This is a genomic window from Nocardia sp. NPDC058640, assembly GCF_042716995.1.
In the GTDB taxonomy this organism is placed as follows: Bacteria; Actinomycetota; Actinomycetes; order Mycobacteriales; family Mycobacteriaceae; genus Nocardia.
On record NZ_JBHXRG010000018.1, the window covers coordinates 1 to 25289 of the forward strand.

The 25289-nt window shown below is 67.6% G+C and carries 24 protein-coding genes; 19 read left to right on the forward strand and 5 right to left on the reverse strand.

The window, feature by feature from the left end:
- The 7 genes from ACFWU5_RS19140 to ACFWU5_RS19170 all read left to right on the forward strand — a co-directional run.
- Positions 1-848: helix-turn-helix domain-containing protein (locus tag ACFWU5_RS19140; protein WP_379268129.1), on the forward strand; the 848-nt coding region annotated here is incomplete at its 5' end.
- A 4-nt stretch (positions 849-852) separates the two neighbouring features.
- Positions 853-1263, forward strand: a complete 411-nt coding sequence (locus ACFWU5_RS19145; RefSeq protein ID WP_379268130.1) for a VOC family protein — start codon at positions 853-855, stop codon at positions 1261-1263.
- Between the two features lie 117 nt (positions 1264-1380).
- Positions 1381-3633, forward strand: a complete 2253-nt coding sequence (locus tag ACFWU5_RS19150) for a carbon starvation CstA family protein (RefSeq protein ID WP_379268131.1) — start codon at positions 1381-1383, stop codon at positions 3631-3633.
- Between the two features lie 86 nt (positions 3634-3719).
- On the forward strand, positions 3720-3923 hold the full coding sequence (locus ACFWU5_RS19155) for a YbdD/YjiX family protein (RefSeq protein ID WP_379239998.1): 204 nt from the start codon (positions 3720-3722) through the stop codon (positions 3921-3923).
- A gap of 112 nt (positions 3924-4035) precedes the next feature.
- The gene (locus tag ACFWU5_RS19160) at positions 4036-5646 is read left to right on the forward strand and encodes a DNA-3-methyladenine glycosylase 2 family protein (RefSeq protein WP_379268168.1); all 1611 of its coding nucleotides are present in this window, start codon (positions 4036-4038) and stop codon (positions 5644-5646) included.
- Positions 5639-6151, forward strand: coding sequence for a methylated-DNA--[protein]-cysteine S-methyltransferase (locus tag ACFWU5_RS19165; protein WP_379268132.1), 513 nt, complete (start codon positions 5639-5641; stop codon positions 6149-6151). Before ACFWU5_RS19160 ends, ACFWU5_RS19165 begins: the two co-directional genes overlap by 8 nt.
- Positions 6152-6218: 67 nt before the next feature.
- Entirely contained in the window at positions 6219-6860 is a 642-nt protein-coding gene (locus ACFWU5_RS19170; protein ID WP_379239996.1) for a YitT family protein, read from the forward strand.
- A 179-nt stretch (positions 6861-7039) separates the two neighbouring features.
- On the opposite strand, the gene ACFWU5_RS19175 is transcribed toward ACFWU5_RS19170, so the two are convergent.
- Complete coding sequence (locus tag ACFWU5_RS19175; protein ID WP_379239995.1) at positions 7040-7927, reverse strand: DUF6542 domain-containing protein; 888 nt, start codon at positions 7925-7927, stop codon at positions 7040-7042.
- A gap of 51 nt (positions 7928-7978) precedes the next feature.
- Complete coding sequence (locus ACFWU5_RS19180) at positions 7979-9127, reverse strand: DNA recombination protein RmuC (protein ID WP_379268133.1); 1149 nt, start codon at positions 9125-9127, stop codon at positions 7979-7981.
- Positions 9128-9261: 134 nt separating this feature from the next.
- Between ACFWU5_RS19180 and ACFWU5_RS19185 the strand changes: the two genes are divergently transcribed.
- Positions 9262-10449, forward strand: coding sequence for an exonuclease SbcCD subunit D (locus tag ACFWU5_RS19185; protein WP_379268134.1), 1188 nt, complete (start codon positions 9262-9264; stop codon positions 10447-10449).
- 22 nt (positions 10450-10471) lie between these two features.
- Entirely contained in the window at positions 10472-13945 is a 3474-nt protein-coding gene (locus ACFWU5_RS19190) for an AAA family ATPase (RefSeq protein ID WP_379268135.1), read from the forward strand.
- Positions 13946-14045: 100 nt separating this feature from the next.
- On the opposite strand, the gene ACFWU5_RS19195 is transcribed toward ACFWU5_RS19190, so the two are convergent.
- Genes ACFWU5_RS19195 through ACFWU5_RS19205 form a run of 3 tightly spaced genes read right to left on the reverse strand, consistent with a single transcriptional unit; the run spans position 14046 to position 15749 of the window.
- Positions 14046-14471, reverse strand: coding sequence for a PIN domain nuclease (locus tag ACFWU5_RS19195; protein WP_379268136.1), 426 nt, complete (start codon positions 14469-14471; stop codon positions 14046-14048).
- Positions 14462-14680: a ribbon-helix-helix protein, CopG family gene (locus tag ACFWU5_RS19200; protein ID WP_379268137.1), complete on the reverse strand. Its 219-nt coding sequence runs from the start codon at positions 14678-14680 to the stop codon at positions 14462-14464. The genes ACFWU5_RS19195 and ACFWU5_RS19200 overlap by 10 nt, the downstream gene beginning before the upstream one ends.
- A 49-nt stretch (positions 14681-14729) precedes the next feature.
- Positions 14730-15749 carry a 4-hydroxy-3-methylbut-2-enyl diphosphate reductase gene (locus tag ACFWU5_RS19205; RefSeq protein ID WP_379239990.1) on the reverse strand — a complete coding sequence of 340 codons (1020 nt, stop codon included), beginning with the start codon at positions 15747-15749 and terminating at the stop codon, positions 14730-14732.
- Between the two features lie 114 nt (positions 15750-15863).
- On the opposite strand from ACFWU5_RS19205, the gene ACFWU5_RS19210 reads away from it, so the two are divergent.
- The 10 genes from ACFWU5_RS19210 to ACFWU5_RS19255 all read left to right on the forward strand — a co-directional run bounded on the left by ACFWU5_RS19210 (position 15864) and on the right by ACFWU5_RS19255 (position 25288).
- The gene (locus ACFWU5_RS19210; protein WP_379268138.1) at positions 15864-16448 is read left to right on the forward strand and encodes a lipid droplet-associated protein; all 585 of its coding nucleotides are present in this window, start codon (positions 15864-15866) and stop codon (positions 16446-16448) included.
- Positions 16449-16530: 82 nt separating this feature from the next.
- Positions 16531-17814 carry an exodeoxyribonuclease VII large subunit gene (xseA, locus tag ACFWU5_RS19215; RefSeq protein ID WP_379268139.1) on the forward strand — a complete coding sequence of 428 codons (1284 nt, stop codon included), beginning with the start codon at positions 16531-16533 and terminating at the stop codon, positions 17812-17814.
- The gene (locus tag ACFWU5_RS19220; protein ID WP_379239987.1) at positions 17811-18065 is read left to right on the forward strand and encodes an exodeoxyribonuclease VII small subunit; all 255 of its coding nucleotides are present in this window, start codon (positions 17811-17813) and stop codon (positions 18063-18065) included. Before xseA ends, ACFWU5_RS19220 begins: the two co-directional genes overlap by 4 nt.
- Before the next feature lie 129 nt (positions 18066-18194).
- Positions 18195-19463 carry an amidohydrolase family protein gene (locus ACFWU5_RS19225; protein ID WP_379268140.1) on the forward strand — a complete coding sequence of 423 codons (1269 nt, stop codon included), beginning with the start codon at positions 18195-18197 and terminating at the stop codon, positions 19461-19463.
- 57 nt (positions 19464-19520) lie between these two features.
- Positions 19521-20945 carry an FAD-binding oxidoreductase gene (locus tag ACFWU5_RS19230; RefSeq protein ID WP_379239985.1) on the forward strand — a complete coding sequence of 475 codons (1425 nt, stop codon included), beginning with the start codon at positions 19521-19523 and terminating at the stop codon, positions 20943-20945.
- Between the two features lie 15 nt (positions 20946-20960).
- The gene (locus ACFWU5_RS19235; protein WP_379268141.1) at positions 20961-21986 is read left to right on the forward strand and encodes an ABC transporter substrate-binding protein; all 1026 of its coding nucleotides are present in this window, start codon (positions 20961-20963) and stop codon (positions 21984-21986) included.
- Positions 21983-22750 (forward strand): ABC transporter ATP-binding protein, encoded by a 768-nt coding sequence (locus ACFWU5_RS19240; RefSeq protein WP_379239983.1) that lies wholly within the window; start codon positions 21983-21985, stop codon positions 22748-22750. Before ACFWU5_RS19235 ends, ACFWU5_RS19240 begins: the two co-directional genes overlap by 4 nt.
- Complete coding sequence (locus tag ACFWU5_RS19245; protein ID WP_379268142.1) at positions 22747-23499, forward strand: ABC transporter permease; 753 nt, start codon at positions 22747-22749, stop codon at positions 23497-23499. The genes ACFWU5_RS19240 and ACFWU5_RS19245 overlap by 4 nt, the downstream gene beginning before the upstream one ends.
- The gene (locus ACFWU5_RS19250; RefSeq protein WP_379268143.1) at positions 23496-24275 is read left to right on the forward strand and encodes an ABC transporter permease; all 780 of its coding nucleotides are present in this window, start codon (positions 23496-23498) and stop codon (positions 24273-24275) included. The genes ACFWU5_RS19245 and ACFWU5_RS19250 overlap by 4 nt, the downstream gene beginning before the upstream one ends.
- Positions 24275-25288 carry a LacI family DNA-binding transcriptional regulator gene (locus tag ACFWU5_RS19255; protein ID WP_379268144.1) on the forward strand — a complete coding sequence of 338 codons (1014 nt, stop codon included), beginning with the start codon at positions 24275-24277 and terminating at the stop codon, positions 25286-25288. The genes ACFWU5_RS19250 and ACFWU5_RS19255 overlap by 1 nt, the downstream gene beginning before the upstream one ends.
- The last annotated feature ends 1 nt before the right edge of the window (position 25289 follow it).

A 25289-nucleotide genomic window follows, 5' to 3' on the forward strand; every position in this document is an offset into this window, starting at 1 on the left:
GCCGTATGGAGGCGACCACCGAGGTGGTGACAGCAGCCCCCGCGCCGGTTCTGGCAGCGTTCATCGACCGGTACGTGGGCTACCGACTCACGGGCTTCGCACCGGGCCTGCATCGCGGCATGCCTTCCCGCCACATGACTTTCATCGTCGCGGTCGGCCCGACGATCGATGTCATCGAACAAACCGACCCCCGCCAGGCCCCCGCCAACTACCGCTGCGTACTCAGCGGCTTACAGGCAAGCCCAGCGATGATCGCGCACAACGGTTTTCAAGAAGGTGTGGCGATCGAACTGACCCCGTTGGGTTGTCGGGTCCTGTTCGGTATGCCGGCCAGCGAACTGTGGGACGTGACTATCGAATGTTCCCAAGCCCAAAGAATATTGGGCGACCAACTAGCCGATGCTGTTCAATCCCAAAAAGATTGGCCCAGCCGCTTCGCCGCCTGCGACCGCGCACTCACCCTCGCGGCACGTTCCGAAATCCACCCCGGACTCGAATTGACTTGGGCCTGGCGAGCTCTCGTGAGCACAGGCGGCACCCACCCGATCAACCCCCTAGCGGACAAGATCGGCTGGACCCGCCAACACCTGACCCGCAAGTTCACCGCCGAGTTCGGCGCGAGCCCGAAACTGGCCGCACGGATCATCCGTTTCGAACGCGCCCGCCAGATGCTGACCAGCACCCCGTCCTACATCTCCATCGCCCAGATCGCCAACACCTGCGGCTACTACGATCAAGCTCACCTCAACCGCGACTTCGCCGAGCTGGCGGGCATCTCCCCCACCGCCTGGCTCGCCGAGGAGATTCCATCCGTCCAAGACCCCGACGCCGAACAAGCGCGAGGCTGAAGACATGGACACCACAACGAACACCCAACCAGGAATCTGGCCCTGCCTCGCCTTCACCGATGCCGCAGCGATGATCGAATTCCTCACCACCGCTTTCGGTTTCGAGGAGGTAGCGGTCTACGCCAGAGAAGACGACGCCACCATCGTCGAACACGGCGAACTGCGCTGGCCGGGCGGCGGCGGCATCATGTTCGGCTCCACCGGCCGCGACGACACCCCCTTCGGCACCCGACCACCCGGCGTGGCCAACCTCTACCTGGTCACCGACACCCCCGACGCCCTCTACGACCGGGCGACGACCGCGGGCGCGACGATCATCCGCGAACTGAGAGACGAGGACTACGGCTCGCGCGGCTTCAGCGCCGCCGACCCCGAAGGCAACCTCTGGAGCTTCGGCACCTACCGCGTGACCTGAACAAAATTTCATTATGCGCACGATGGGCTGCGAACCTCTCCGTCGCAGTTCCGGGATCGGCTACGTTGTCGATTGCTTCACCCGAGGCTCTGCGCGTTGTACAGGAGAGTTGAGTCAATGGCGACTATCGAATATCTGCGGACCGAACCGGATTTACCTCCGGTCGGGGTCGTGGATCGCACGCCGATCACACCCGTCAAGAAGGCCGTGTTCGCGGCGATCGCCGTCGTCGGCGCCATCGCCTGGACGGTGATCGCGTTCGTGCGCGGCGAGTCCGTGAACGCGGTGTGGATCGTGATCGCGGCGGTCTGTACCTACATCATCGCCTACCGCTTCTACGCGCGGTTCATCGAATGGAAGATCACCAAGCCGCGCGACGACGTGGCCACGCCTGCCGAAATCTATGACAACGGCAAGGATTTCATGCCGATGGACCGGCGGGTGCTCTACGGGCACCACTTCGCCGCCATCGCCGGCGCGGGTCCGCTGGTGGGTCCGGTGCTGGCCGCGCAGATGGGTTATCTGCCGGGCACGATCTGGATCATCGTCGGCGTGGTGTTCGCCGGTGCGGTGCAGGACTACCTGGTGCTGTGGGCCTCGACCCGTCGACGCGGGCGCAGCCTCGGTCAGATGGCGCGCGACGAGCTCGGCGCCGTCGGTGGTGTCGCGGCGATCGTGGCGATTCTGGTGATCATGACGATCCTGCTCGCGGTGCTGGCACTGGTGGTGGTGAACGCGCTGGGCGAGAGCCCGTGGGGCGTGTTCTCCATCGCGATGACCGTCCCGATCGCGTTGTTCATGGGTGTGTACCTGCGGTACCTGCGGCCGGGTGCGGTCGGCGAGGTATCCGCGATCGGTGTCGTGTTGCTGCTGGCCGCGATCATCGGCGGCGGTTGGGTGTCCGAAACCGAGTGGGGCGCGGACTGGTTCACGCTGTCGCGCACCACCATCGCGTGGGCGCTGATCGCCTACGGTTTCATCGCCTCGGTGCTGCCGGTGTGGTTGCTGCTGGCCCCGCGTGACTACCTGTCCACGTTCATGAAGGTCGGCACGATCGTGCTGCTGGCGGTCGGCATCCTGATCACGATGCCGGTGCTGAAGGCCCCCGCGGTCTCCGAATTCGCGCACACCGGAACAGGTCCCGCGTTCGCGGGCAGTCTGTTCCCGTTCCTGTTCATCACCATCGCCTGTGGTGCGCTGTCGGGTTTCCACGCGTTGGTCTCCTCGGGCACCACGCCGAAACTGCTGGCCAAGGAATCCAATGCCCGCATGATCGGCTACGGCGGCATGTTGATGGAGTCGTTCGTCGCGGTCATGGCGATCATCACCGCCTCGATCATCGACCAGCACCTGTACTTCGGCATGAACGCCTCGGCCGGACTCACCGGCGGCACCGCCGAAGGCGCCGCCAAGTTCACGAACTCGCTGGGCCTGTCCGGTCCCGCTGCCACGCCCGACTTGTTCGCGAACGCGGCCGCCGACGTCGGCGAGAAGTCCATCGTCTCGCGCACCGGTGGCGCCCCGACCCTGGCGGTCGGCATCTCCGAGGTCTTCTCCGGCTTCCTCGGCGGCCAGTCCATGAAGGCGTTCTGGTACCACTTCGCGATCATGTTCGAAGCGCTGTTCATCCTCACCACCATCGACGCCGGCACCCGTGTCGCGCGCTTCCTGGTGTCGGACGCGCTGGGCAACTTCGGTGGCCAGTTCAAGAAGTTCCGTGACCCGTCCTGGCGGGTCGGCGCGTGGCTGTGCTCGCTGATCGTGGTCGCGGGCTGGGGTGGCGTGCTGCTGATGGGTGTCGGTGATCCGTTCGGTGGCATCAACGCGCTGTATCCGCTGTTCGGCATCGCCAACCAGCTGCTGGCCGCGATCGCGCTGACCGTGGTGCTGACGATCATCGTCAAGCGCGGGCAGTGGAAGTGGGCGTGGATTCCGGGCATTCCGCTGGCCTGGGATCTGATCGTCACCATGACCGCGTCCTGGCAGAAGATCTTCTCCGACGACCCCAAGCTCGGGTACTGGAAGCAGAACAGCCTGTGCCAGGCTGCCAAGGACGCGGGCAAGGGCTGCCTCACGGCCAAGCCGGAACAGGTCGACATCGCGATCCGCAACACCTTCATCCAGGGCACGCTGTCGATCGTGTTCGCGGTGCTGGTGTTGATCGTGACCGTGGTCGGAGTGCTGGTGTGCGCGAAGGCGATTCGGTCGGGCACGGTGTCCAGCAGTGAGACCGAGGAGCAGCCGTCGAAGATCTTCTCCCCCAGCGGATTCATCGCCACCGCGGCGGAGAAGGACGTGCAGAAGCAGTGGGATGCGTTGATCGCCGAGGGCAAGGTCAGCGCGCCCGGATCGGTGCCACTGTCGAAGTGAGTGTCACCAGGGATGCGGACGGCCGGTTCACTGAATCGGCCGTCCGCGGCTGTGTGAGCGGGCCGGTTGTGACGACAGATTCTTCCGTGAAGGCAGTGCTCGGTCGAGTGTGGGCGGCGGCGCGCGGGGTCGCCCGCTGGTACAGCGCGATCAACGGCGGCCAGGACTATCAGCGCTATGTCGACCATCTGCGGCGCAATCACCCGGACGCCCCGGTGCCGTCTGTGCGCGACTACTGGCGCGAGCGGTATGCCGAGGCCGAGCGCAATCCCACCAACCGCTGCTGCTGACGGGCCCACAACGCGATACGCGCACCGGACGTCGCTGGTGCGCCGGACCCCGCACGCGGGCGATGAATCGATGGCTGATTTCCGCTAGCACCCCCGCCGCGTGGGTGCCATTGTGGAACTCGTGACCATCACTGCATTGGACTTCGAAGGCTGCTACCGGGCCGTGTCCACCCGCGACTCCCGCTTCGACGGGCAGTTCTTCACCGCGGTGCGTACCACCGGCATCTACTGCCGACCCTCGTGCCCGGCGATCACGCCCAAGCGCGTCAACGTCTCGTTCCTGCCCACCGCGGCGGCGGCGCAGCAGGCCGGTTACCGCGCCTGCCGCCGCTGCCTACCCGACGCCGCGCCCGGTTCGCCGCTGTGGAATGTGCGGGCCGATCTGGCCGCACGGGCCATGCGATTGATCGGCGACGGCATGATCGAGCGCGGCGGCGTGCCGGGACTCGCTGCCACACTGGGTTATTCGCAACGACAACTCACCCGAGTGCTCACCACCGAGCTCGGGGCCGGGCCGTTGGCGCTGGCCAGGGCGCATCGTGCGCACACGGCGCGACTGCTGATCCAGACCACCGAGATGCCGATGTCGGATATCGCGTTCGCGGCGGGATTCGCCAGCATCCGGCAGTTCAACGACACGGTGCGCGAGGTGTTCGCGGTGAGCCCGACGACGATGCGCACCGAGTTGCGGCGATCCCCCCGCGCGGACGCTGTCGCACCTGCCACGCCCGGTCTGCTGACGTTGCGGCTGCCGTATCGGGAGCCGTTGGATACGCAGTGGCTGGCCTGGTTCCTGTCCGCGCACACCGTGCCGGGGATGGAGGTGTGGGAGGACGGGGTGTATTCGCGCAGTCTGCGAACTCCGCACGGGCACGCGACTATTCGGCTGTCGTTCCAGCCTGGGCATGTGCGGGCCGAGTTGGCTTTGCGGGATATGCGGGATCTGGCGCCGACGGTGGCGCGGGTGCGGCATCTGCTCGATTTGGATGCGGATCCGTTGGGGATCGATGAGGCGCTGGGGATCGATGCGGCGTTGGGGATCGATGCGGCGTTGGGGATCGGCGGACGAGCCGATGGTCGCACCGATGGTGGCGATGAACGCCAATCAGTCGGCGCTGCAGCATCTTCAGGTTCCAGCCCTGCCGTCGCTGAGCACGGATTCACGCCTGGGATCCGAGTACCAGGGTGCTTGGATGGACCAGAGTTGTTGTTGCGCACCATGATCGGGCAGCAGATTTCGGTGCGGGCGGCGGGTACGCATACCGCGCGGCTGGTCGACGCGCTCGGTGAGCAGATCGAAGGTCCGGTTCCTCGGCTGTTCCCGACGGCCGAGGCGGTGGCCGAACACGGTGCCGAGGTGTTGACCGGTCCCGCTCGACGGGTGGCCGCCATCGTGTCCGCAGCGCGGGCGATTGCCGACGGCGAACTGGTCCTGCACTCCGGCCGCACCGCCGATGACCTGCGAAGCGACCTGCTCGCGCTCGATGGGGTCGGGCCGTGGACCGCCGATTACGTCACCATGCGATCACTGGCCGATCCCGACATTTTGCTCGATACCGATCTGGTCGTTCGCCAGGGTGCGGCGCTGGCAGGCATCGACCTCGGCGACACCGCGCGCTGGGCACCCTGGCGCTCTTACTTGTCCATGCACTTGTGGAAGACCGCGCTCGAAGATCGCGGCGCACTCGAACCCTCTCCTCAGGAAGCGAAACACCATGACTGACACTGCTATTCGCGTCGCGGATTTCGCGACCGTCACCACCCCGATCGGCCCGTTCACCACCATGGTCGACGCCGACGGTGCCGTGATCGCCTCCGGCTGGACCGGCGACCCGACGACCCTGACCGGTCTCATCCACGCCACCTTGCGCCCTACCGAACTGCAGCACCGGGATTCGCTGGGAGCGGTCACCAAGGCCGTCGTCGACTATCACGAAGGCGACCTGACGGCGATCGACGCGATTCCGGTGCGTCAACAGTCGGGCGAATTCCTGGTTCACGCGTGGGAGGTCCTACGCAAGGTACCGGCGGGCGAGCCGATCACCTACACCGAGTTCGCCGGACTCTCCGGACGCCCGGCAGCCACGCGCGCGGCCGCGATGGCGTGTGCTCGCAACTCCGCCGCGCTGTTCGTGCCGTGCCATCGCGTGTTGCGGATCGGTGGCGCACTCGGCGGGTTCCGCTGGGGACTGGAAGCCAAGACCTGGTTGCTCGCACACGAGAAGTGACAACATCCAGTCCAGTGTTCGCCGACTGGCTCTTCTTTTCAGGTCCAGTACCCCTGATGCTTTAACCATGCTCACTCGTCGCCTGGTCGCGCTCTACGTCGGTTTGTGGTTGTACGGCACCTCGATGGCCGTCATGATCCGTGCCGGGCTCGGCCTCGACCCGTGGGATGTCTTCCACCAGGGCGTGACCGAACACGTGCCGTTGAGCTTCGGCGTAGTCACCGCGCTGACCGGAATTGTCGTGCTGCTCGCCTGGATTCCGCTCCGTCAGCGGCCGGGTCTGGGAACGATCAGCAACGTGGTGGTGATCGCGATCGCCGTCGACGCCGCGTTGTGGTTGATCCCCGCCGTGGACGGCATGTGGTGGCGAGTGCTCGCCATGGGCGCGGCAGTGGTCGTGAACGCCGCGGCGACAGTGCTCTACATCGGCGCGGGCATGGGGCCGGGTCCCCGCGATGGCCTGATGACTGGACTGGTCGCCCGCACCGGCTGGCCGGTCTGGTCGGTGCGCACCGGCATCGAGGTGGCGGTGCTGACCACCGGCTGGCTCCTCGGCGGCAGCGTCGGCATCGGCACCCTGGTCTACGCGTTCGGCATCGGCCCGCTGGTCCAGCTGATGATCCCGCTCGTGGACGGCAAACTGCCCGGTTTCGAGCCGATCATCCACCAGGAACCGACACTCACCGCACAAGCTCCCGCTACGCCATGAGTTGCTGGACGTTCCGCGCCGTCAGCCGCCGACGCTGACACCGCACCCTTGCTCGCGACCACTGGCAGTGACTACGGGTCCCCTCTCGATATCGCCCTCGCGGACAACACCAGCGTGAACATCACCGCCTGACTCGTACGCGACCGTCTGCGAGGTGGGCGGGGGGTTACGTCTACTACTTACACGTTATCCGGGCGACGCCGTTCGGTGCGGGCGGAGTCGGCGCGATCGCGGTAGCGCACGTTCGGCTGGGGATGCGGGGGTGCTTCGCCGCGGCGGCGGGGGACGCGGGCCGGTTCGGGTTCGCGGGCTGCGGCGGCAGCGCGGGCCGCGCGCGGTTCGGGGGTGCGGGCGGGGCGGGGTTCGGCTTCTCGGGGGGCTGCTGCGGTCCTGGCGGCGCGGGGTTCGCGGGGACGGGCGGCGGCCGGGGCGCGCTTGGCGTCGGGGCGAGCGGCGCGGCGGGCCGGGCTCGCCATGTCCACCTCGGTGTCGGGGTCGACGTGGGTGGCGGTGCGGCGGGGGCGTTTACGGGCCGCGGTGGCCAAGTCGGGTGTGGATTCGGGGCGGCGGCGCTTGGCCGGTTTGCGTTCGCTTCTGCGGTCCGCGGCGGCGGGTCGGGCGGCCGCGGGCACGCGCTTGGCGATCGCGATTCTGGCACCGCCGATCGCCAACACCAGCAGCGTGGCCAGTGCCATCGTCGGGAAGCGTTCCACCAGCGGGATGATCAGGTTCATCAGCACGTCTTTGATCGACGCGGTGACGCGCCCACCCAGCATCTGACACGCCAGCGGCACCGCGATGAACAGCAGCAGCGGCGGCATCACCATCGTGGAGAACAGGCCGCGGAAGCGCACCGCGCAGACCGCGAGCACACAGCCCAGTACATACAGCGCCGAGAACGTGCCGGTCGGATAGGTCTCGCCGCCGAATCCGTCGATCAGGAACCCGAGACCGGTCGCACCCGTGGCGAGCGCAATCGCGGCCCAGGCGGGGATGCCGGGTACCGAGGGCACGATCGAACGTTGCGGCGCGGGCACCCGGGGTCGCGCACGTTGGGAAGCAGCCACCCCATGACACTAACTGCATATCGGCCCCTCAGGCGTCACGGCACGTGGATCTCAGAGGCGATCCTGCCCGTCGGCGAACGCGACAGCGCGCGGTCGGGTGTCGGTGAGTCGGATTGCCGGGATCTCCGAATCGGCGATCCCGAGATCGTGCATCCGGCGCGCGGTGACCATCACCCGCGACTCCATCGACCCCACCGTGGAGTTGAAAGCCGCAACGGCCTTACCGAGATTCACGCCCAGATTGTCCAGATGCTCGGCCACCTTCCCCAGTCGGGTGTACAGCTCCTTGCCCAGTTGCTGCACCGTTGCCATGTCACGCGAGAGCGCTTCCTGGCGCCAACTGAAGGCCACCGTGCGCAGCAGCGCGATCAAGGTAGTGGGGGTTGCCAAAATCACGTTCCGGCCGAACGCGTACTCCAACAGGTCGGCGTCGGTGGTGAGCGCGGCGTCGAGGAACGGGTCGCCCGGCACGAACAGCACCACGAACTCCGGTGCCGGATCGAACGCCGCCCAGTACGCCTTGTCGGCGAGTTGGTCCACGTGCGCGCGCAGGTGCTTGGCGTGGCGGGTGAGTAATTGGGTGCGTGCGGTCGGGTCGTCGGTGGTGGCCGCGTCCAGGTACGCCGAGAACGGCACCTTCGCGTCGACGACGATGTGCCTGCCCCCTGCCAACCGCACCACCATGTCGGGGCGGACCGCACCGCGATCGTCACCACCGGGCCGCGACACCTGCGTGTCGAAATCGCAGTGCCTGGTCATGCCCGCCAGTTCCACGACCCGTTCCAACTGGATCTCGCCCCACCGTCCCCGCACCTGCGGCGCACGCAACGCCGCGACCAGCTGCCCGGTCTGGTCGGAGAGCCGATGCGAGGTGGCCTGCATCCCCGCGACCTGCTCGCGCAACCCCGAATAAGCGTCGATCCGATGGTGTTCGACCTGCCTGATCTGCTGCTCCAGCGCGCCCACCGCATCGCGCAGCGGATCCACCATCGCACCGATCGCGGCCGAATGTCGGCGCGCGGCATCCTCATTGGCCGAGTGCAACGACTGCTGCAGCAACCGTTGATTGTCCCCGGCCGCGGCCAACCGGGCCTCCGCGGTGGCGGCGCGTTGGCCACCACGGGCGGAGTGCCCCAACCAGCCCAGACCGAAGCCTGCGGCGAAGACGAAGACGAGCGCGACGAGCATCGAAGCGGTCATGACGGCGATACTGCCCGACCCCACCGACAAGTTCGCAATTTCCGGGCAAACCGGGCATGGCGCGAGGTGCGTGAATTACACGTGTGTGGTGCGCCGATTGAATTCTGTCGGTGGTGTGCCCTACGGTTCGCGACATGCGGATCCTGCACACCTCCGACTGGCACATCGGGCGCACCTTTCACGGTGTCGACCTGCTGGCCGATCAGGCGCGCGCGCTCACGGCCATCGCGGAACTGGTCGAGAGCGAATCGGTCGACGTGGTGGTGGTGCCCGGCGACATCTACGACCGCTCCATCCCCAACGCCGACGCCATCGGGGTCTGCAATCGCGGTTTCGAGGCGATCCGGGCGGCGGGCGCGACGATCATCGCGACCTCGGGCAACCACGATTCGCCCGCCCGACTAGGTGCGGGCGCCAGCTTCGCCGCGGCAGGCGGGCTGCACCTGTGCACCAAGGTCGCGCACGCGGACCGGCCGATCGTGCTGTCCGATGTTCACGGTGACGTGGCCTTCTACGGCATCCCGTATCTGGAACCGGAGATCACCCGCGCCGAACTCGGTGTCCCGCAGGCGCATTCGCACGCCGAGATCCTCGATGCCGCGATGGCGCGGATTCGCGCCGATCTCGCGAACCGGTCCGGCGCTCGCACGGTGGTGCTGGCGCACGCGTTCGTGATCGGCGGCGAGGCGACGGGTTCGGAGCGGTCCATTTCGGTGGGCGGGGTGGAAACGGTGTCGATGTCGGCCTTCGACGGCATCGACTATGTGGCGCTGGGCCATCTGCATTCGCCGCAGACACTGTCGGAGTCGGTGCGCTACAGCGGATCTCCGCTGCCGTATTCGTTCGGCGAGAGTTCGCACCGCAAGGCGGTGTGGATCGTCGACCTCGACGCGCAGGGGCTGGCCGCGGTGTCGCGTCACGACCTGCCGCTGGTGCGTGGGCTCAGCAGGATCACCGGAACTCTCGACAGCCTGCTCACCGACGCCGAATACGACTGCGCCGAGGGGCATTACGTGTCGGCCACGCTCACCGACACCACGCGCCCGGTGGACCCGATGCGTAAGCTGCGCGCGAGGTTCCCGCACGCGGTGCACGTGGAATGGGCACGGCCCGAAGACAATCCGGAACTGCACTATCGCGAGCGCGTGCACGGTCGTCGTGACGCGGAGGTCGCGGCGAGCTTCCTGACCGACGTGCGCGGCACACCGAGCAAGGGGGAAATGGCATGGGTGGAACGTGCGCTGGCCGCCGCGGTGAACGAAACCGATACGGTGCGAACACGATCCGACCGGGAACCGGCTGCCTCGGAGCTGACCGCGTGAACCCGGTCTCCGGAGTGATCGCGTGAGGCTGCACCGGCTCGAACTCACCGCGTTCGGCCCCTTCGCCGAAACCACCGTCGTGGATTTCGACGCGCTGGGCGCCGACGGACTGTTCCTGCTGCACGGGCACACCGGCGCGGGCAAGACCACCATTCTCGACGCGATCGCCTTCGCCCTCTACGGCAAAGTTCCCGGCGCGCGCGGCGAGAGCAAGCGCCTGCACTCCGATCACGCGGATCCGCAGACGCCACCGAAGGTCGTGCTGGAGGCCACGCTCGGTGGCCGCCTGCTGCGGCTGACCCGGTCGCCCGAGTTCGAGCGGCTGAAAAAGGACGGCACCGGAACCCGGCTGATCCAACCGCAAGCCACGCTCGCCTGGCTCGACGGCAGCGGCGAGAACCTGTCGCGCATCACCGATATCGGCGACGAGGTCCTTCGCCTGCTCGGCATGAGCGCCGACCAGTTCTTCCAGGTGGTGCTGCTGCCGCAGGGCGACTTCGCGAAGTTCCTGCGCGCCGAGAACGAAGAACGCGAAAAGCTGCTCGAAAAGCTTTTCGACACACAGCGTTTCGGCACGGCGGAACAGTGGCTGTCCGACCGTCGCCGGGCCGCTGCCGCCGACTTGGATACCCGTAAACAGGGGATCGATCGTCTGATCACCAAGGTCGGTATGGCGGCGGGTTATGGCGGCGCGGAGTCGGTCGGCGTGCTCGACTCGGTGAGGTGGTCGCAGGAACTGCTGGCGACCGCGCGTACCGCACTGGCCGAGGCGACGACGAATGCCGAACTGCGCCAGAAGGAATCGGCCGAGGCACGTACCGAAGCCGAAGAGCATCGCCGGATCGCCGGGCTGCACGCTCGGATGGCAGCGGCCCGCGCCGAACTGGCTGCGTACACCGCATCGGCCCCCCGTCGCACCGAACTCGAACACGAGCTCGCCCAATCCCGCCGCGCCGAACCCGTCGTCCAGGCCATCGACGAAGCGCGCTCCGCAGTCCGCAACCTCCGCCGCGCCGAGGTCTCGACCCGCAGGGCCGCAATCGAATTGGCTGATCAGCTGCGTGCCCCGGCCGCGGCCGATATCGCGGGCGTGCTGACAGTCGTGCCGATCGACCTGCCCGCCGACGGTGTGGATGTCGAGGGCGATCTCGATGTGGCTGTCAGCCAGTGGAATGCGCTGCTCGGCGTGCTCGGCGAGGTTCGCGCGGACGCGGTGACCGCGCGCCAGCTCACCACGGATCTCGCGGCGCACGAGCGCGAAGCCGGTCGCCTCACGCAGCGGGCGGCCGCGTTGGCGCAGCGGCGGCTCGAAGTGCCGGCGGCGATCGGCTCGGTGCAGGAACAGTTGCGTGAGGCCACCGATGCGGCCGCGGCGCTGCCCGGGATTCGCAACGATCTCGGCAAGTGGCAGGACTCGGCTGCTGCTGCCGTCGACATCGCCCGGCAGCGACCGGCTTTGGACAGGGCGCAGGCGGAATTCGATACCGCTCGGCGCGTGCACCTCGATGCCAGGGAGCGTGTGCTCGATCTGCGTGCCCGCCGCCTCGCGGGCATGGCGGCCGAACTCGCGGGCGCGCTCACCGAGGGTGCGCCGTGCACGGTGTGCGGGTCCGCCGAGCACCCGGAACCTGCCGAGCCCACCGACGACGCGGTGTCCAAAGACGCCGAAGACTCCGCGCACGCCGCCGAGCAGGCCGCCGAAGCCGCACGCGACCGGATCGCCGAACGCATCAGCGTCATCGAACGCGAGATCGAGGCGCTGACCGCGCGCGGTGGCGACGCCGACCCCGTCACCCTCGCCGACGCCGTCCGCACCGCCACCCACCGCTTCGACGACACCGCCGAAGCCGCCGAACGCGCCCCGAAGCTGACCACCCGCCTCGAAGCCCTGCGCGCCGAGGAAACCGCCCTGCACGACCAGTCCCGCGACCTCGACGCCCGCCTCGGCACCGTCACCGCCACCATCGCCGCCACCCGCACCCGCCTCGACGAACTCACCGCCCGCCTGCGCACCGCCGCGGGCGCCGACGACACCGTCGACGCCCGCACCACCCGCCTGCAATCCCTCATCACCGCCGCCACCACCCTGCGCACCACCCGCACCGAGGAATCCACCGCCCGCGAGGCCGTTCGCACCATCGCCACCCGCGTCGAAACCCTCGCCCGCACAGCGGGTCTCGTGCCGGAAGGTTACGAGAGTTCGTTCACGCCTGCTGCGGGGACGAATGCGGTCGACGAGGCCGACGATCGCAGCGCTGCCGCCGACCAGGCCATCGAGATTTCAGCCGAGGGCGTCACGTCACACGGCGACACCACTGAGCCTGGGCGGTCTTCGGCCGAGGGCGTCACGTCACACGGCGACACCACTGAACCTGGGCGGTCTTCGGCCGACGGCGTCACGCCTCACCGTGGCACCACTGCTCCAGGGCAATCGCCCGAGGACGATAGTCCCGACGCGCCAGTAGAGACGACGGCATCCGCTGTCGCGAGCGCACAGACCGGCCACACGGTCAGCGCCGAGTCTGAAATGCCCAGTCTGTTCGACCTTTTCGACGAAGATCCGATCGACGAGGAGCCCGCCGAACACATTTCGGACGAGCCTGTCGTGCCTCGCGACGACGTTGCTCTGCTGACCGCGTACGCGCAGGTAGTCACCGCCGTCGCGCGGACCGCGCAGCAGCAAGCCGCGATCGAATCGGAGCTCACCGCCGCCGACCGCGCCCGAGCACATGCCGACGCGGTACTCGCCGAGCCGCAGATCCAGGCGGTCGCCGAGCTGGTCCCCGGCGATCTGAACGCACTCGAGCAGCGTTTCGCCCAAGCGCAAAGCGCGCTCACCGCCGCGGTCGCAGCCCAGTCCGCCGCCACCGAGCGGGTCGCCCAGCTCGAACAGCTGGGCACCCAACTGTGGGGTGAGGTCGAGCGGATCGCGCCCAAGCAGCGTGAGTTCGATGAGCTGGCATCGCTGGCCGAGGTGGTCGCGGGGCGCGGCGAGAACACCCGGCGAATGTCGTTGCGCTCCTACGTACTTGCCGCTCGACTCGAAGAGGTCGCCGTCGCGGGATCGCTTCGACTGCGTCGAATGTCGGGTGGCCGTTACGAATTCGTCCACTCGGACAAGGCGGGCCCGCGCGGCCGACGCGGCGGACTCGGCCTCGACGTCCGCGACGACTACACCGGCGCCATCCGCTCCGCGAAAACCCTGTCCGGCGGCGAAACCTTCATGGCCTCACTGGCATTGGCGCTGGGCCTGGCCGATGTGGTGGCCGCCGAATCCGGTGGCATCGTGCTGGACACCCTGTTCATCGACGAAGGTTTCGGCAGCCTCGACGCCGACACCCTCGACGCCGTGATGGGCGTGCTCGACGAACTGCGCGCGGGCGGCCGCGTGGTGGGCGTCGTCAGCCACGTCGACGAAATGCGCCAACGCATCCCCAGCCGCCTCCACGTCCTACGCGGCCGCACGGGTTCTCGACTCGAGGCCACGGTCGCCTAGACGCCCTCGCGGACGTCGCCGCTTCGCTCCATGCGGGCACCATCGCCGCCCGAACATTCCGGGCTTGCTCCATCGGAGTCGGCCTGGTTTCCGTCGAAGGTCAGCAACCCTCGAACTGGAGACGGTCCATAGGTTGACCGGTGATGTCGGCGATGAGCTCGAAATCCTTGTCGGCGTGCAGGACAGTGAGTTTCGAGCGTTCGGCGATCGCGGCGATCAGTAGATCGGGGATGGACGGCGCCCGGTGCCGACCGCGCAGGGCCAGTTCTCGCAGGACTTCCAGTGCGCGGTCCTCCGCGGCGGGCGTCTGGTATTCGACAGGCATACTCACGAGCGGGGGGAGGTCGAGTAGCTCGTCGAGGTCCTCAGCTGTGCGCGCGGAGTAGCCGGTTTCCAGCAGGGTGACCGCAGCGACGCGAACCATCCCCCGCTCGATGCGGTCGGCCCATACGTGCGCGTCCGGTGTGCCGCCGATGCGAACGAGGGCAGACTTGTCGATCAGCCAAGGGCGCGGGCTCACGACCATGCGCGGCCCATGACCTCGGGGTTGTCCAGGTCTTGCGCGAGCTCGCCGACGCGATTCAAATCGCCGACGGTAACCGGCACGATCCGCTGGAAGTCGCGCGCGAGCCAGCGCCGCAAGAACTCACCTCGGGAGATCCCCAATTCACGGGCGCGGCGGTCGACTTCCTCGATCGCCGCCTCGGAAACGTCACGAATGAGAATATCTGTCATGGTCGCTACCTCCTGATATCAATGATATCAGGAGGTCAGCCCCATCAGGTCAGCTCTGTGAAGGTGCGTCCCGGCGCGCAGGTCGCAGCTCACGCGGCAGCGAGAACACCAACGTCTCGTTGGCCGTAGTCACCGGCTGCACCTCACCGAACCCGTGCTCGGCCAACAGCTCCAGTACCCCGGTCACCAGAATCTCCGGCACCGAAGCGCCGGAGGTGATGCCGATGGTCTGCACGCCCTCGAGCCACGCCAGATCCACTTCACGCGCGTAGTCGACCAGGTACGAAGCCTTCGCACCCGCCCCCAACGCCACCTCGACCAGTCGCACCGAGTTGGACGAGTTGCGCGACCCCACCACGATCACCAGATCGCATTCCGGCGCCATCGCCTTCACCGCGGTCTGCCGGTTGGACGTGGCGTAGCAGATGTCGTCGCTGGGCGGATCCTGCAGCGTCGGGAACCGTTCGCGCAGCCGCTCGACGGTTTCCATGGTCTCGTCCACCGACAGCGTGGTCTGCGACAGCCAGATCACCTTCGCCGGATCGCGCACGGTCACCTTGTCCACCGAGTCGGGCCCGTCGACCAGCTGCACGTGCTGGGGTGCTTCCCCGGCGGTGCCTTCGACTTCCTCGTGCCCTTCGTGGCCGATCAGCAGGATGTCGAAATCGTCGCGGGCGAACCGCTTGGCTTCCTGGTGCACCTTGGTGACCAGCGGGCAGGTGGCGTCGATGGTGCGCAGATTCCGTTGCGCGGCGTCCTCGTGCACGATCGGCGCGACGCCGTGCGCGGAGAACACCACCAGCGCGCCCTCGGGCACCTCGTCGGTCTCGTCGACGAAGATCACGCCCTGGTCGCGCAGCGTTTCCACCACGTGCCGGTTGTGCACGATCTCCTTGCGCACGTAGATGGGGGCGCCGTGTTTCTCCAGCGCCTTCTCCACGGTTTCGACGGCGCGGTCGACGCCTGCGCAGTAGCCGCGCGGCTCGGCCAGCAGCACGCGCTTGCCACCGGCAGTGTTCGCGCCCGCGGAGCGCGTGATACCGACGTTCAAGGGGATAGCCGAGGTCATAGTCCACAGCTTACGTGCGTGTGATGGGCGCGATCGGGTCGGATGCAGCGGCGATCGTCACATAAACCTGCCCTGGTCCTTTGCATCACAGCGGGTTTACGGCAGGCTGGGGGCATGTTTCGACCTCCGTTCCTGGCCCGGGTGGCCGCCGGCGCCGCTGTGTATGCCTTAGAAGAGACCCGGCGGCTGCCCGTCGCCGCGGTCAATTTCCCGATCACCGCCCTGAGTCGGGTGCTGCAGACGACCATGCATGTGCAGCAGTTCGTCACCAGCCTCGCGCTGAAGGGTGACGGTGTGTTCGAGCGGATGGGCGCGGCCCCGGCCGAGCAGCCCGAGTGGGCCACCTTCGACGAGGACATCGAGCCCGCGCCCGTCACCAACGGTCACGCCAGCCGCTTCGACCTGTTCGAAGAGGTGCCGGCCAAGCAGACCAACGGCAATGCTGTGCCCGCGTCGCTGCTGCTGCTCGAGACCGAGGAAGAGGTTGTCGAGCCGGTCGAGCAGGAGGTCGTGGCCCCCGAGGTCGCGATCCGCTACGACTACCCCGCGATGACGCTGGCCCAGCTGCGCGCCCGCCTGCGCATGCTCACCGTCGAGGAGCTGCAGCAGTTGCTGACCTTCGAACAGCAGACTCGCGCCCGTGCCCCGTTCGTCACGATGCTGACCAACCGCATCGCCACCGTCCAGGCGCAGCAGTAAGAACCCTCGTTCCAGGCGGCCGCTGTCCTCGCGACAGCGGCCGCCTTTTGGTTGTGTCGGTGCCCCCGCGTAGAACTGTCGTATGACTGCAGACGACGTGGCGCGGGCCGCACCGGCGAATTCGGCGGAGCAGCCGTATCCGGTGCGTTCGGTCGCGGTGAAGGTCGCCCAGTGGATCGAGCGGCTGGGCAGTATCTGGGTGGAGGGGCAGGTCACCCAGATCAACAGCCGCCCCGGCACCCGCACCGCATTCCTGGTGCTGCGTGACGCGTCGGTGGACATGTCGTTGTCGCTGACCTGCGACCCCGAACTCTTGCGCAGGCTGCCGGTGCCGTTGACCGAGGGCAGCCGGGTGGTCGTCTACGGCAAGCTGCACTTCTTCACCGGGCGCGGCTCGGTGTCGTTGCGGGTCACCGAGATTCGTGCGGTGGGTGTCGGCGAGCTGCTGGCGCGGATCGAACGGTTGAAAGCCCTGTTGACGGCCGAGGGTCTTTTCGATGCGCGATTGAAGCGGCCGCTGCCGTTCCTGCCCGCGACGATCGGCTTGATCACCGGGCGAGCCAGCGCTGCGGAGAAAGACGTCTTATCCGTGGCCCAGAATCGTTGGCCCGCAGTACGTTTCGTCATCCGCAATACCGCCGTGCAAGGCCCGACGGCCGTGCCGCAAATACTGGAAGCCCTGGTCGAACTGGACCGCGACAGCGACGTGGAAGTGATCGTGCTGGCGCGAGGCGGTGGCAGTGTCGAAGATCTGCTGCCGTTCTCCGACGAGGCACTGTGCCGCGCGGTGTCCGCCGCGCGCACCCCGATCGTGAGCGCCATCGGCCACGAACCCGACAATCCCCTGCTCGACCTGGTCGCCGACCTGCGCGCGGCCACCCCCACCGACGCCGCCAAACGCATCGTCCCCGACGCCGCCGCCGAACTGGCCGGGGTCCGCGAGATGCGCGCGCGTTCGGCCGCCGCCCTGCGCGGCTGGGTCCAGCGCGAAACCCACACGCTCACCCAATTACGTTCGCGCCCAGTACTTTCCGACCCTCTGCGCGAACTGACCCACCGCCACGACGAGCTCGAACGCCTACGCACCGCCGCGCGACGCAACGTCGAACAGCTGCTGCGCGGCGAGTCCACCACCACCGTGCACCTGCGCGAAAAGCTCACCGCAGTAGGTCCGGCCGCCACCCTGGCCCGTGGTTACGCTGTCGTGCAGCGCGTGGCCGGTCCCGAACGACACGTCGTGCGCAGCATCGACGACTCCCCCGCGGGCAGCCAGCTGCGCATCCGCGTCGCCGACGGCGCCGTCACCGCCGCGGCACTGGGCGCCCAACGCCTGACCCCCGAAACCACCGAACAGAAGAGGAAGTGACCGTGGCCGACGCCGGTTCCGAGAACACCGACACCCTGGCCGAGATCGCGACCTTCGGCTACGAACGCGCCCGCGACGAACTCATCAACGTAGTCAAAATGCTCGAACAGGGCGGTCTGGACCTCGACGATTCGCTGGTGCTGTGGGAGCGCGGCGAAGCCCTCGCCACCCGCTGCGAACAACATCTGGCCGGTGCGCGCCGCCGGGTAGAGGACGCACTCTCACGCGCGGACCTCGACACCGAGAGCTGAGCGAACACCGCCCTTAACCGCCGGTCCCGCAAACGCAATTCACGCTTTACGGCCACGAAACACGATCCGGGCACGCTAATCTTCGTTGGTAAATCGATTGATCAGCCTTCGGGCTGGAAGGCGTATGCCGTGGAGATTTTCGTCGACGGACTGTTCGTGCCAGTGCACGACGGCTCCGCCCCCTACCGGGGATTCCTTGCCGTAGAGAACGGCATCATCACCGCGACCGGACCTGGTTCGCCGCGCATTCCCGCCGATGCCACCGTGGTGGATCTGGCGGGCAAACTGGTCCTGCCGGGCTTCGTCTCGGCGCACAGCCACCTGTGGCAGTCGGTGTTCCGCGGCCTGGCCGACGGCTGCTCCACCTACGGGTGGATCGATCAGCTGCACCTGAAGTACGGTCCGCTGCTCACCGAGTCGGACATGTACGAGTTCACCGTGCACGGCGGCCGCGACCTGCTGCGCCACGGCATCACCACCGTGTGCAATCACACGCACAGTTTCGGTGCGGGCGAGGAAGGTCAGTGGCGGGCCGCGCTGGACCTTCCGCAGCGAACGGTCTACTCGCACAGCCCTTCTCGTTTCGATTCCGCCGCCGAACGCCGGGCCGGGATCGAGCGTTTCCAGAAGGCCACCGCCGACGTCGACGATCCGCGCATCCTGGGCCGCTCCTACAACACCACCTGGCCGCTGGACGAGCCGGACATGCGCGCCGAGATCGAGTTGCTCACCGAGTACGGCATCGGCAAGCACCTGCACTATCTCGAGGACCCCGGCGTCACCGAACATCAGCAAGCCGAGTTCGCGCAGTTGCTGCGCACCGGAAGTGTCGGCCCTGACACGGTTTTCGCGCATTTCATTCACACCACCCCCGAGATCGTGGCGCAGGCAGGCGAACGTGGCGCGGCCATGGCCTGGAACCCGCTGTCCAACGGCAGGCTCGGCTCCGGCATCCCCGACATCCTCGGGTACCGCGCCGCGGGCGTGCGGGTGGGCCTGGGCGTGGACGGGCAGGCCAGCGCCGATGTGGCCGACCCGTTCCAGAACATGCGCACCGGGCTGTACCTGCTGCGCGCCGCCGCCAAGGACGCGACCGTGCTGTCCAGCCGCGAAATCCTGCGCATGCACACCCTGGGCAGCGCCGAAGTACTCGGCGTGCAGGACCGGGTCGGCAGCCTGGAGCCGGGCAAGTTCGCCGACTTCCTCGTCCTCGATCCGGAACGCCCCAGCGCGGGCCCGGTGTCACCAGATCTGTACGCGCACACCGTTCTTGCGCTGTCGGCAGCCAACATCACCGACGTACGCGTGGCCGGCCGCAGCGTGTCCACCGGACCTTTCGAACCGACCGCACCCGGCGCGGTCCACGAGCGTGTCGCCGCTCTGCGCGCACTGCTCTGACCCATTCCTCGATGCCGGATCCCCGGCAGCCTCCCGAAACACCTTGGAGCCCAACTGATGTCACCTATCGAAGCCCTGACCCAGCTGCGGACCGATCTCGGCCCCATCGACCACTCCACCGACGCCCGCAAGCTGCGCAGCAAGAGCCGCGACCGCTTCGCGCAGAGCCCGGTGCTGCGAGACCTGTTGCGCGGCCGCAACGCCGAGATCTTCATCGCCCCCCGCGACAAGGAGGAACTGCGCACCGCCGTGGCCGCGTGCGCGCGCAACCGCATCCCGATCACCGTGCGCGGCGCGGGGTCGGGGCAGTTCGGGCAGGGTGTGCCGCTCAGCGGCGGCGCGGTGATCGACGTGACCGCGCTGACCGGCGTGATCGGCTGGCACGGCGATCGCGGCAGGCAGGTCCCGCGCACCGTACGCGCGCTCACCGGCACGGTGGTGTCCGATATCGACGCCGCGATCCGCCCGTCGGGCTGGGAATTGCGGATGCACCCTTCGACCTCACAGCAGGCCACGATCGGCGGCTATATCGCGGGCGGGCACGCCGGAATCGGCAGCTGCCAGTGGGGAATTCTGCGCGACACCGGCAATATCACCGCGTTGGAAGTCATGACGGTGGAAGAACATCCGCGCCTGATCGAATTGCGCGGCCGCGACGTGAACACCGTGCACCACGCCTACGGCGCCAACGGCATCATCACCGAGGTCGAACTGCCGGTGTCGCCTGCCTGGGAATGGCATGAGCTGGTGATCTCGTTCCCGGAATTCGCTCAGGCTGCACGCTTTTCGGTCGATATCTGCAACAGCGACGGCGTGCTGAAGAAGGTCGTCTCCCCGCACGCGCATCCCCTGCCGCAGTATTTCCCCGACCTGGACGGCCTGGTTCCCGACGGCGAGGCGATGGTGCTGCTGATGGCGGCGGTGCAGTCGGTGCCCAATGTCGAGGATCTCGTGCACGCCAACGGCGGTCAGATCCGCTACCGCTGCCTCGAGGGCAAGGGCACCTACGGCGCTCCGCTGTACGAATTCACCTGGGGGCATTCGATGATGCACTACCAGCGCCGCAACAAGAAACTCATCGGCCTACTCGCGCTGTATCCACAAGAAGACCTGTACGAGGCCATCATGCGCATTCATCGCGACTTCGGCGAACTCGGCCCGCTACATCTGGAAATGAAGCGGATCGACGGCGGCCTTTCCTGCCAGGGCTCGCCGGTTTTCGAATTCGAAAGCCAGGAACAACTGGCCGACATCACCTCCCAATTGCAGCAGGCCGGCCTGTTCATCGCCAATACCCACACCCCCGTGCTCGCCGCCAGCGGCATGAAGCCGTGGGGGCCCAAGGAGGCGGCGTTCAAACGCGAATTCGACCCCTACGGCCTGCTGGCTCAGGGCAAGGCCGACGACGTCGTGTCCACCGACACTGTTTCCACTTCGACCGCGCTGCCCAACAGCGGCTGGTCCTACCGACTGAGCAACTGAGAAAGGCGCCCCATCATGCAACTCTCCCGTCGACATGCCCTGCGACTGACCGGATACGCCGGTGTCGCCGCGGGCCTGGCCGCCTGTTCCCCCGCCGCCTCCCACTCCACTCAGACCGGCAATTCGATTGCGATGCAACTGGGTTGGATCAAGAACGTCCAGTTCGCCGGTGAATACCTCGCCATCGAGAACGGTCACTACCGTGACGCCGGGCTGACCGTGGACCTGCTCGCCGGTGGTGCGGCCGGTACCAGCACCGAGGCCGGGATCGACACCGGCAAGGTGTGGATCGGCACCTCCACCCCGCAGAAGGTGGCTGCCGCGATCGAACGCGGGGTGCCGGTGCGCATCATCGGCGCGACCCTGTCCACCAGTCCGGCCTGCATCACGTCGCCGGAGTCCAAGCCACTGCGCACGCCGAAAGACTTGGTGGGCAAGCGAGTTGGCGTGGCAGACCACAACCTGCCGACCTTCGAAGCGCTGCTGACCGCCAATGGTGTCGACCCGTCGTCGGTGAAAGTCATTCCGGTGCAGTTCGATCCGTCGCCGCTGGTCAACGGTGAAGTCGACGCGTGGTCCGGGTTCACCACCAATGAACCGGTCGCGTTGCGCGCCAAGGGTTTCGCCACCACTTCCTTCCTGTACGGCGACTTCGGATTGCGCATGTGCGCACAGGTTTTCGTCGTGTCGGAGAAGTCGCTGACCGAAGACCGCGCCAAGTGCAAGTCGTTCCTCACCGCCGAGATCAAGGGCTGGAAGGACGCGCTGGCCGATCCTGACCGCGGCGTCGCCCTGTCCGTGCAGAAGTACGGCGTCGATCAGAAGCTCGACACCGCACAGCAGCGAGCCCTCCTGGATGCCACGTTGCCGCTGATCCAAACCCCCGACACCCGCCGCGACGGGCTGCTCACCCTGTCGCCGACCCTGATCTCCGACACGGTGACCGCACTGGGCCGCACGGGTTCGAAGGTCACCGCCGCCCAACTGTTCGACGCCTCGGTACTGACCGAGCTGTACGCCGAGAACCAGGGCCTGCGATGAGCGGTATCGAAATCAAGGGCCTGACAAAGACATTCACCGCGGGCAAGCGCAAAGTCGAGGCGCTTTCCGAGGTGGATCTGAGCAGCAAGCAGGGCGAATTCCTGTCCCTGCTCGGACCGTCCGGGTGCGGCAAGTCCACGATCCTACGCATCCTGGCCGGACTGGACACCCCGACCTCGGGTTCGGCGTTGGTGAACGGCCGCACCCCCGAACAGCTGCGCACCGAACACGAGTTGGGCATCGCGTTCCAGGACTCCGCGCTGTTGCCTTGGCGCAGTGTGCGATCCAATATCGCGTTGCCCCTGCAGGTGGCGGGCCTGCCGATCGACCAGTCGGTGATCGACGGCCTGATCGAACTCGTCGGCCTCACCGGCTTCGAGTCCGCCAAACCCGCGCAACTGTCCGGCGGTATGCGACAACGAGTTTCGATCGCCCGCGCGCTGGTGGTGAAGCCGTCGGTGCTGCTGCTGGACGAGCCGTTCGGCGCACTGGACGACATGACCCGGCAGCGGTTGAACATGGAACTGTTGCGGATCTGGACCGAGAAGCCCGCCACCACCCTGATGGTCACGCACGGCATCGGCGAGGCGGTGTTCCTGTCCGACACCGTCGCGGTGATGTCGCCGCGACCGGGCCGGGTGATCGAACTGGTCGACATCGACCTGCCGCGCCCGCGCGCACCCGAGATGATGCGCACCCCCGAATTCCACGCGCTGCACGATCACCTGTCGGGCCTGCTGTTCGGCGAACGGCGGCCGGCATGAACAGACTGCGTGGCCCGGCGGTATTGCTCCTGTTGTGGGCGATCGCCGGGCTCAGCACCAAGACCGTACCCACCCCGTGGGCCGTCGTATCGTCGGTGGTCAGCGACGGATTCGCCCTCTACAGCCCCAACCTGTCGATCACCGCCTGGGGCGCCTTCCAGGGCTTCGTGTTCGGCAATATCGCCGCCATCGCGGTCGCCCTGGCCGTGGCCGTATTCCCCCGCACCGAACCACTGGCCGCCCAACTCGCGGTGATCAGCTACTGCGTGCCCCTGCTGGCGCTGGGCCCGATCGTGCTCGTGGTGTTCGGCGGGCGCACCCCCACGGTGTTCCTGGCCGCGGTCTCGGTGTTCTTCACCTCCATGATCGGCACCCTGACCGGCCTGAAATCCGCCAACCGCACCAGCATCGACCTGGTCAACGCCTACGGCGGCAACGGCTGGCACCGCCTCCGCCGAGTCCAGATCCCCGCCGCACTCCCGTCGACCACAGCAGCACTCCAAATCGCCGCGCCCGCAGCGGTTCTCGGTGCGATCCTCGGCGAATATCTCGGCGGTGTGGACAGCGGCGTCGGCGTGGCACTCACCGCCGCCCAGTCCTCCTACGACCTACCACGCACCTGGGGCATGGCATTGGCGGCCGGACTACTCGCTGGCGCAGGGTATTTCGCCGCGTCGCTTGCGGGCAAGCTGGTCCAGTCCCGGCTGTACGGACCGGGCGCCATCACCGCACCGAAGGGTGAATCATGAAGAGCGTCTTGGCATTCCTCGGCTCGGTAGCCCTGGCGACAGTGCTGGTGCTGGCCGTATGGTTCGGCTTCCTCGCCGCCTTCCCCCAGATCGGCCCCCGCATCGGCCAAACGCCGATGGACGTGTGGACCTACCTGTTCGACGGCAAACCCGCCCACCGCGCCCAGATCATCGACGGCCTCACCATCACCCTGCGCGACGCCGGCCTCGGCTTCGTCGTCGGCCTGAGCCTGGCGCTGAGCGGCGCCGCACTGGCACTGCTGTCGCGCGAATTCGAACGCAGCGCCGTCCCGGTCGCCACCCTGCTGCGCTCGATCCCGCTGGTCACCCTCGCCCCGATCCTGGTCGCCACGTTCGGCCGCGGCATGACCATGGTCGCGATCACCGGTGCCCTCGTCGTGTTCTTCCCCGCCTTCGTCACCATCGTGGCCGGTCTACGCGCCGCCCCACAGCAGAGCATGGACTTGATCCGCGCCTACGGCGGCAGCGAAGCCAAGGCATTGCGCATGGTCGCCTTGCCAGCCGCATTGCCGTCACTGTTCGCGGCGATCCGAATCTCGGTGCCCGGCGCGCTGATCGGTGCTCTGATCGCCGAATGGCTCGGTACCGGCGAAGGATTGGGCTCGTCGATGCTCAAAGCCATTCCCCGCTACGACTATCCACAACTGTGGGCCTCGATCGCGGTGGTCGCCGCCGCATCGATCGTGCTCTACACCCTGGTCGGAGCTGTCGAACGGGTAGTCGCGCTGCACTTCGCCGATCCCTCGGTAACCTGATGACCACGAAGGAGGTGCGTGTGCCACCGAGGCCGACCATGCGCGACATCGCGGCCGCCGCCGGTGTCTCACCGTCCGCGGTCTCCCTGGCACTGGCGGGCAAGGGCCGCATGGAAGACAGCACCCGCGCCCGCATCCTGGCCACCGCCACCGAACTCGGCTACCGGATCAACCGGGAAGCCAGAGCCCTGCGCACCGGCCGCACCATGATGATCGGCCTGGTCACCTCGATGGTCGCCGACCAGGTCGACGACCAGGAATCCCGCCTGGACTGGTACACCCGCACCGCCCTGGCCGCGGCCAACGAATCCTTCCGCCACGGCTACGCCCTGGTCCTCGTCCCGCCACTGGGCGATCAGGACCAGGTCCACGACCTCGCCGCCGACGGCGTACTGCTCATCGACCCCGACCCCGCCGACGGCATCGTCGAAGCGGCCACCGCCCGCGGCCTCGCGGTGGTCACCATCGGCGGCCACGCCCCCGGCCCGGCCAGCTCGGTCGCCCTGGACCGCGACGCCGCCGTCGACCTGGCCATGACCCACTTCCTCACCACCGGCGCGCGACAGCCGGCACTACTGGTGGACACCAGCGGCCGACAGAACGCCGCCGCCACCAGAACCGCCTACGAGAACTGGTGCCCCGCCGCGCACAAAACCCCCATCATCGAAACAGTCGACTTCACCGAAAAAGGCGGCCGCACCAGACTCGCCCACCGCGCCTGCGTCCGACTGCTGACCGACCACCCCGATGTCGACGCCATCTACGCGCCCCTGGATTCCGTGGCCGCGGGATGCGTCACCGCCGCGCGCGAACTCGGCCGCACCATCGGCACCGACCTGCGTCTGATCACCTCCGAAGGCAGCATCGCCCGCGACAACGACCCGCCACTGACCGCCATCGACACCCACCGCGAAGAGCAGGCGGCCGCCGCGGTTCGGATGCTGGTAGCCGCGCTGACCAGCGGCGAAAGACCACCGAATCAGACGTTCACACCCAGCTTGATCGTGCGCTGAT

Coding starts and splice junctions, on each gene's coding strand:
- ACFWU5_RS19145 (WP_379268130.1), top strand. CDS start 853: ATGGACACCACAACGAACACCCAACCAGGAATCTGGCCCTGCCTCGCC.
- ACFWU5_RS19150 (WP_379268131.1), top strand. CDS start 1,381: ATGGCGACTATCGAATATCTGCGGACCGAACCGGATTTACCTCCGGTC.
- ACFWU5_RS19165 (WP_379268132.1), top strand. CDS start 5,639: ATGACTGACACTGCTATTCGCGTCGCGGATTTCGCGACCGTCACCACC.
- ACFWU5_RS19170 (WP_379239996.1), top strand. CDS start 6,219: ATGCTCACTCGTCGCCTGGTCGCGCTCTACGTCGGTTTGTGGTTGTAC.
- ACFWU5_RS19180 (WP_379268133.1), bottom strand. CDS start 9,127: ATGACCGCTTCGATGCTCGTCGCGCTCGTCTTCGTCTTCGCCGCAGGC.
- ACFWU5_RS19185 (WP_379268134.1), top strand. CDS start 9,262: ATGCGGATCCTGCACACCTCCGACTGGCACATCGGGCGCACCTTTCAC.
- ACFWU5_RS19195 (WP_379268136.1), bottom strand. CDS start 14,471: ATGGTCGTGAGCCCGCGCCCTTGGCTGATCGACAAGTCTGCCCTCGTT.
- ACFWU5_RS19200 (WP_379268137.1), bottom strand. CDS start 14,680: ATGACAGATATTCTCATTCGTGACGTTTCCGAGGCGGCGATCGAGGAA.
- ACFWU5_RS19205 (WP_379239990.1), bottom strand. CDS start 15,749: ATGACCTCGGCTATCCCCTTGAACGTCGGTATCACGCGCTCCGCGGGC.
- ACFWU5_RS19210 (WP_379268138.1), top strand. CDS start 15,864: ATGTTTCGACCTCCGTTCCTGGCCCGGGTGGCCGCCGGCGCCGCTGTG.
- xseA (WP_379268139.1), top strand. CDS start 16,531: ATGACTGCAGACGACGTGGCGCGGGCCGCACCGGCGAATTCGGCGGAG.
- ACFWU5_RS19230 (WP_379239985.1), top strand. CDS start 19,521: ATGTCACCTATCGAAGCCCTGACCCAGCTGCGGACCGATCTCGGCCCC.
- ACFWU5_RS19235 (WP_379268141.1), top strand. CDS start 20,961: ATGCAACTCTCCCGTCGACATGCCCTGCGACTGACCGGATACGCCGGT.
- ACFWU5_RS19240 (WP_379239983.1), top strand. CDS start 21,983: ATGAGCGGTATCGAAATCAAGGGCCTGACAAAGACATTCACCGCGGGC.
- ACFWU5_RS19245 (WP_379268142.1), top strand. CDS start 22,747: ATGAACAGACTGCGTGGCCCGGCGGTATTGCTCCTGTTGTGGGCGATC.
- ACFWU5_RS19250 (WP_379268143.1), top strand. CDS start 23,496: ATGAAGAGCGTCTTGGCATTCCTCGGCTCGGTAGCCCTGGCGACAGTG.
- ACFWU5_RS19255 (WP_379268144.1), top strand. CDS start 24,275: ATGACCACGAAGGAGGTGCGTGTGCCACCGAGGCCGACCATGCGCGAC.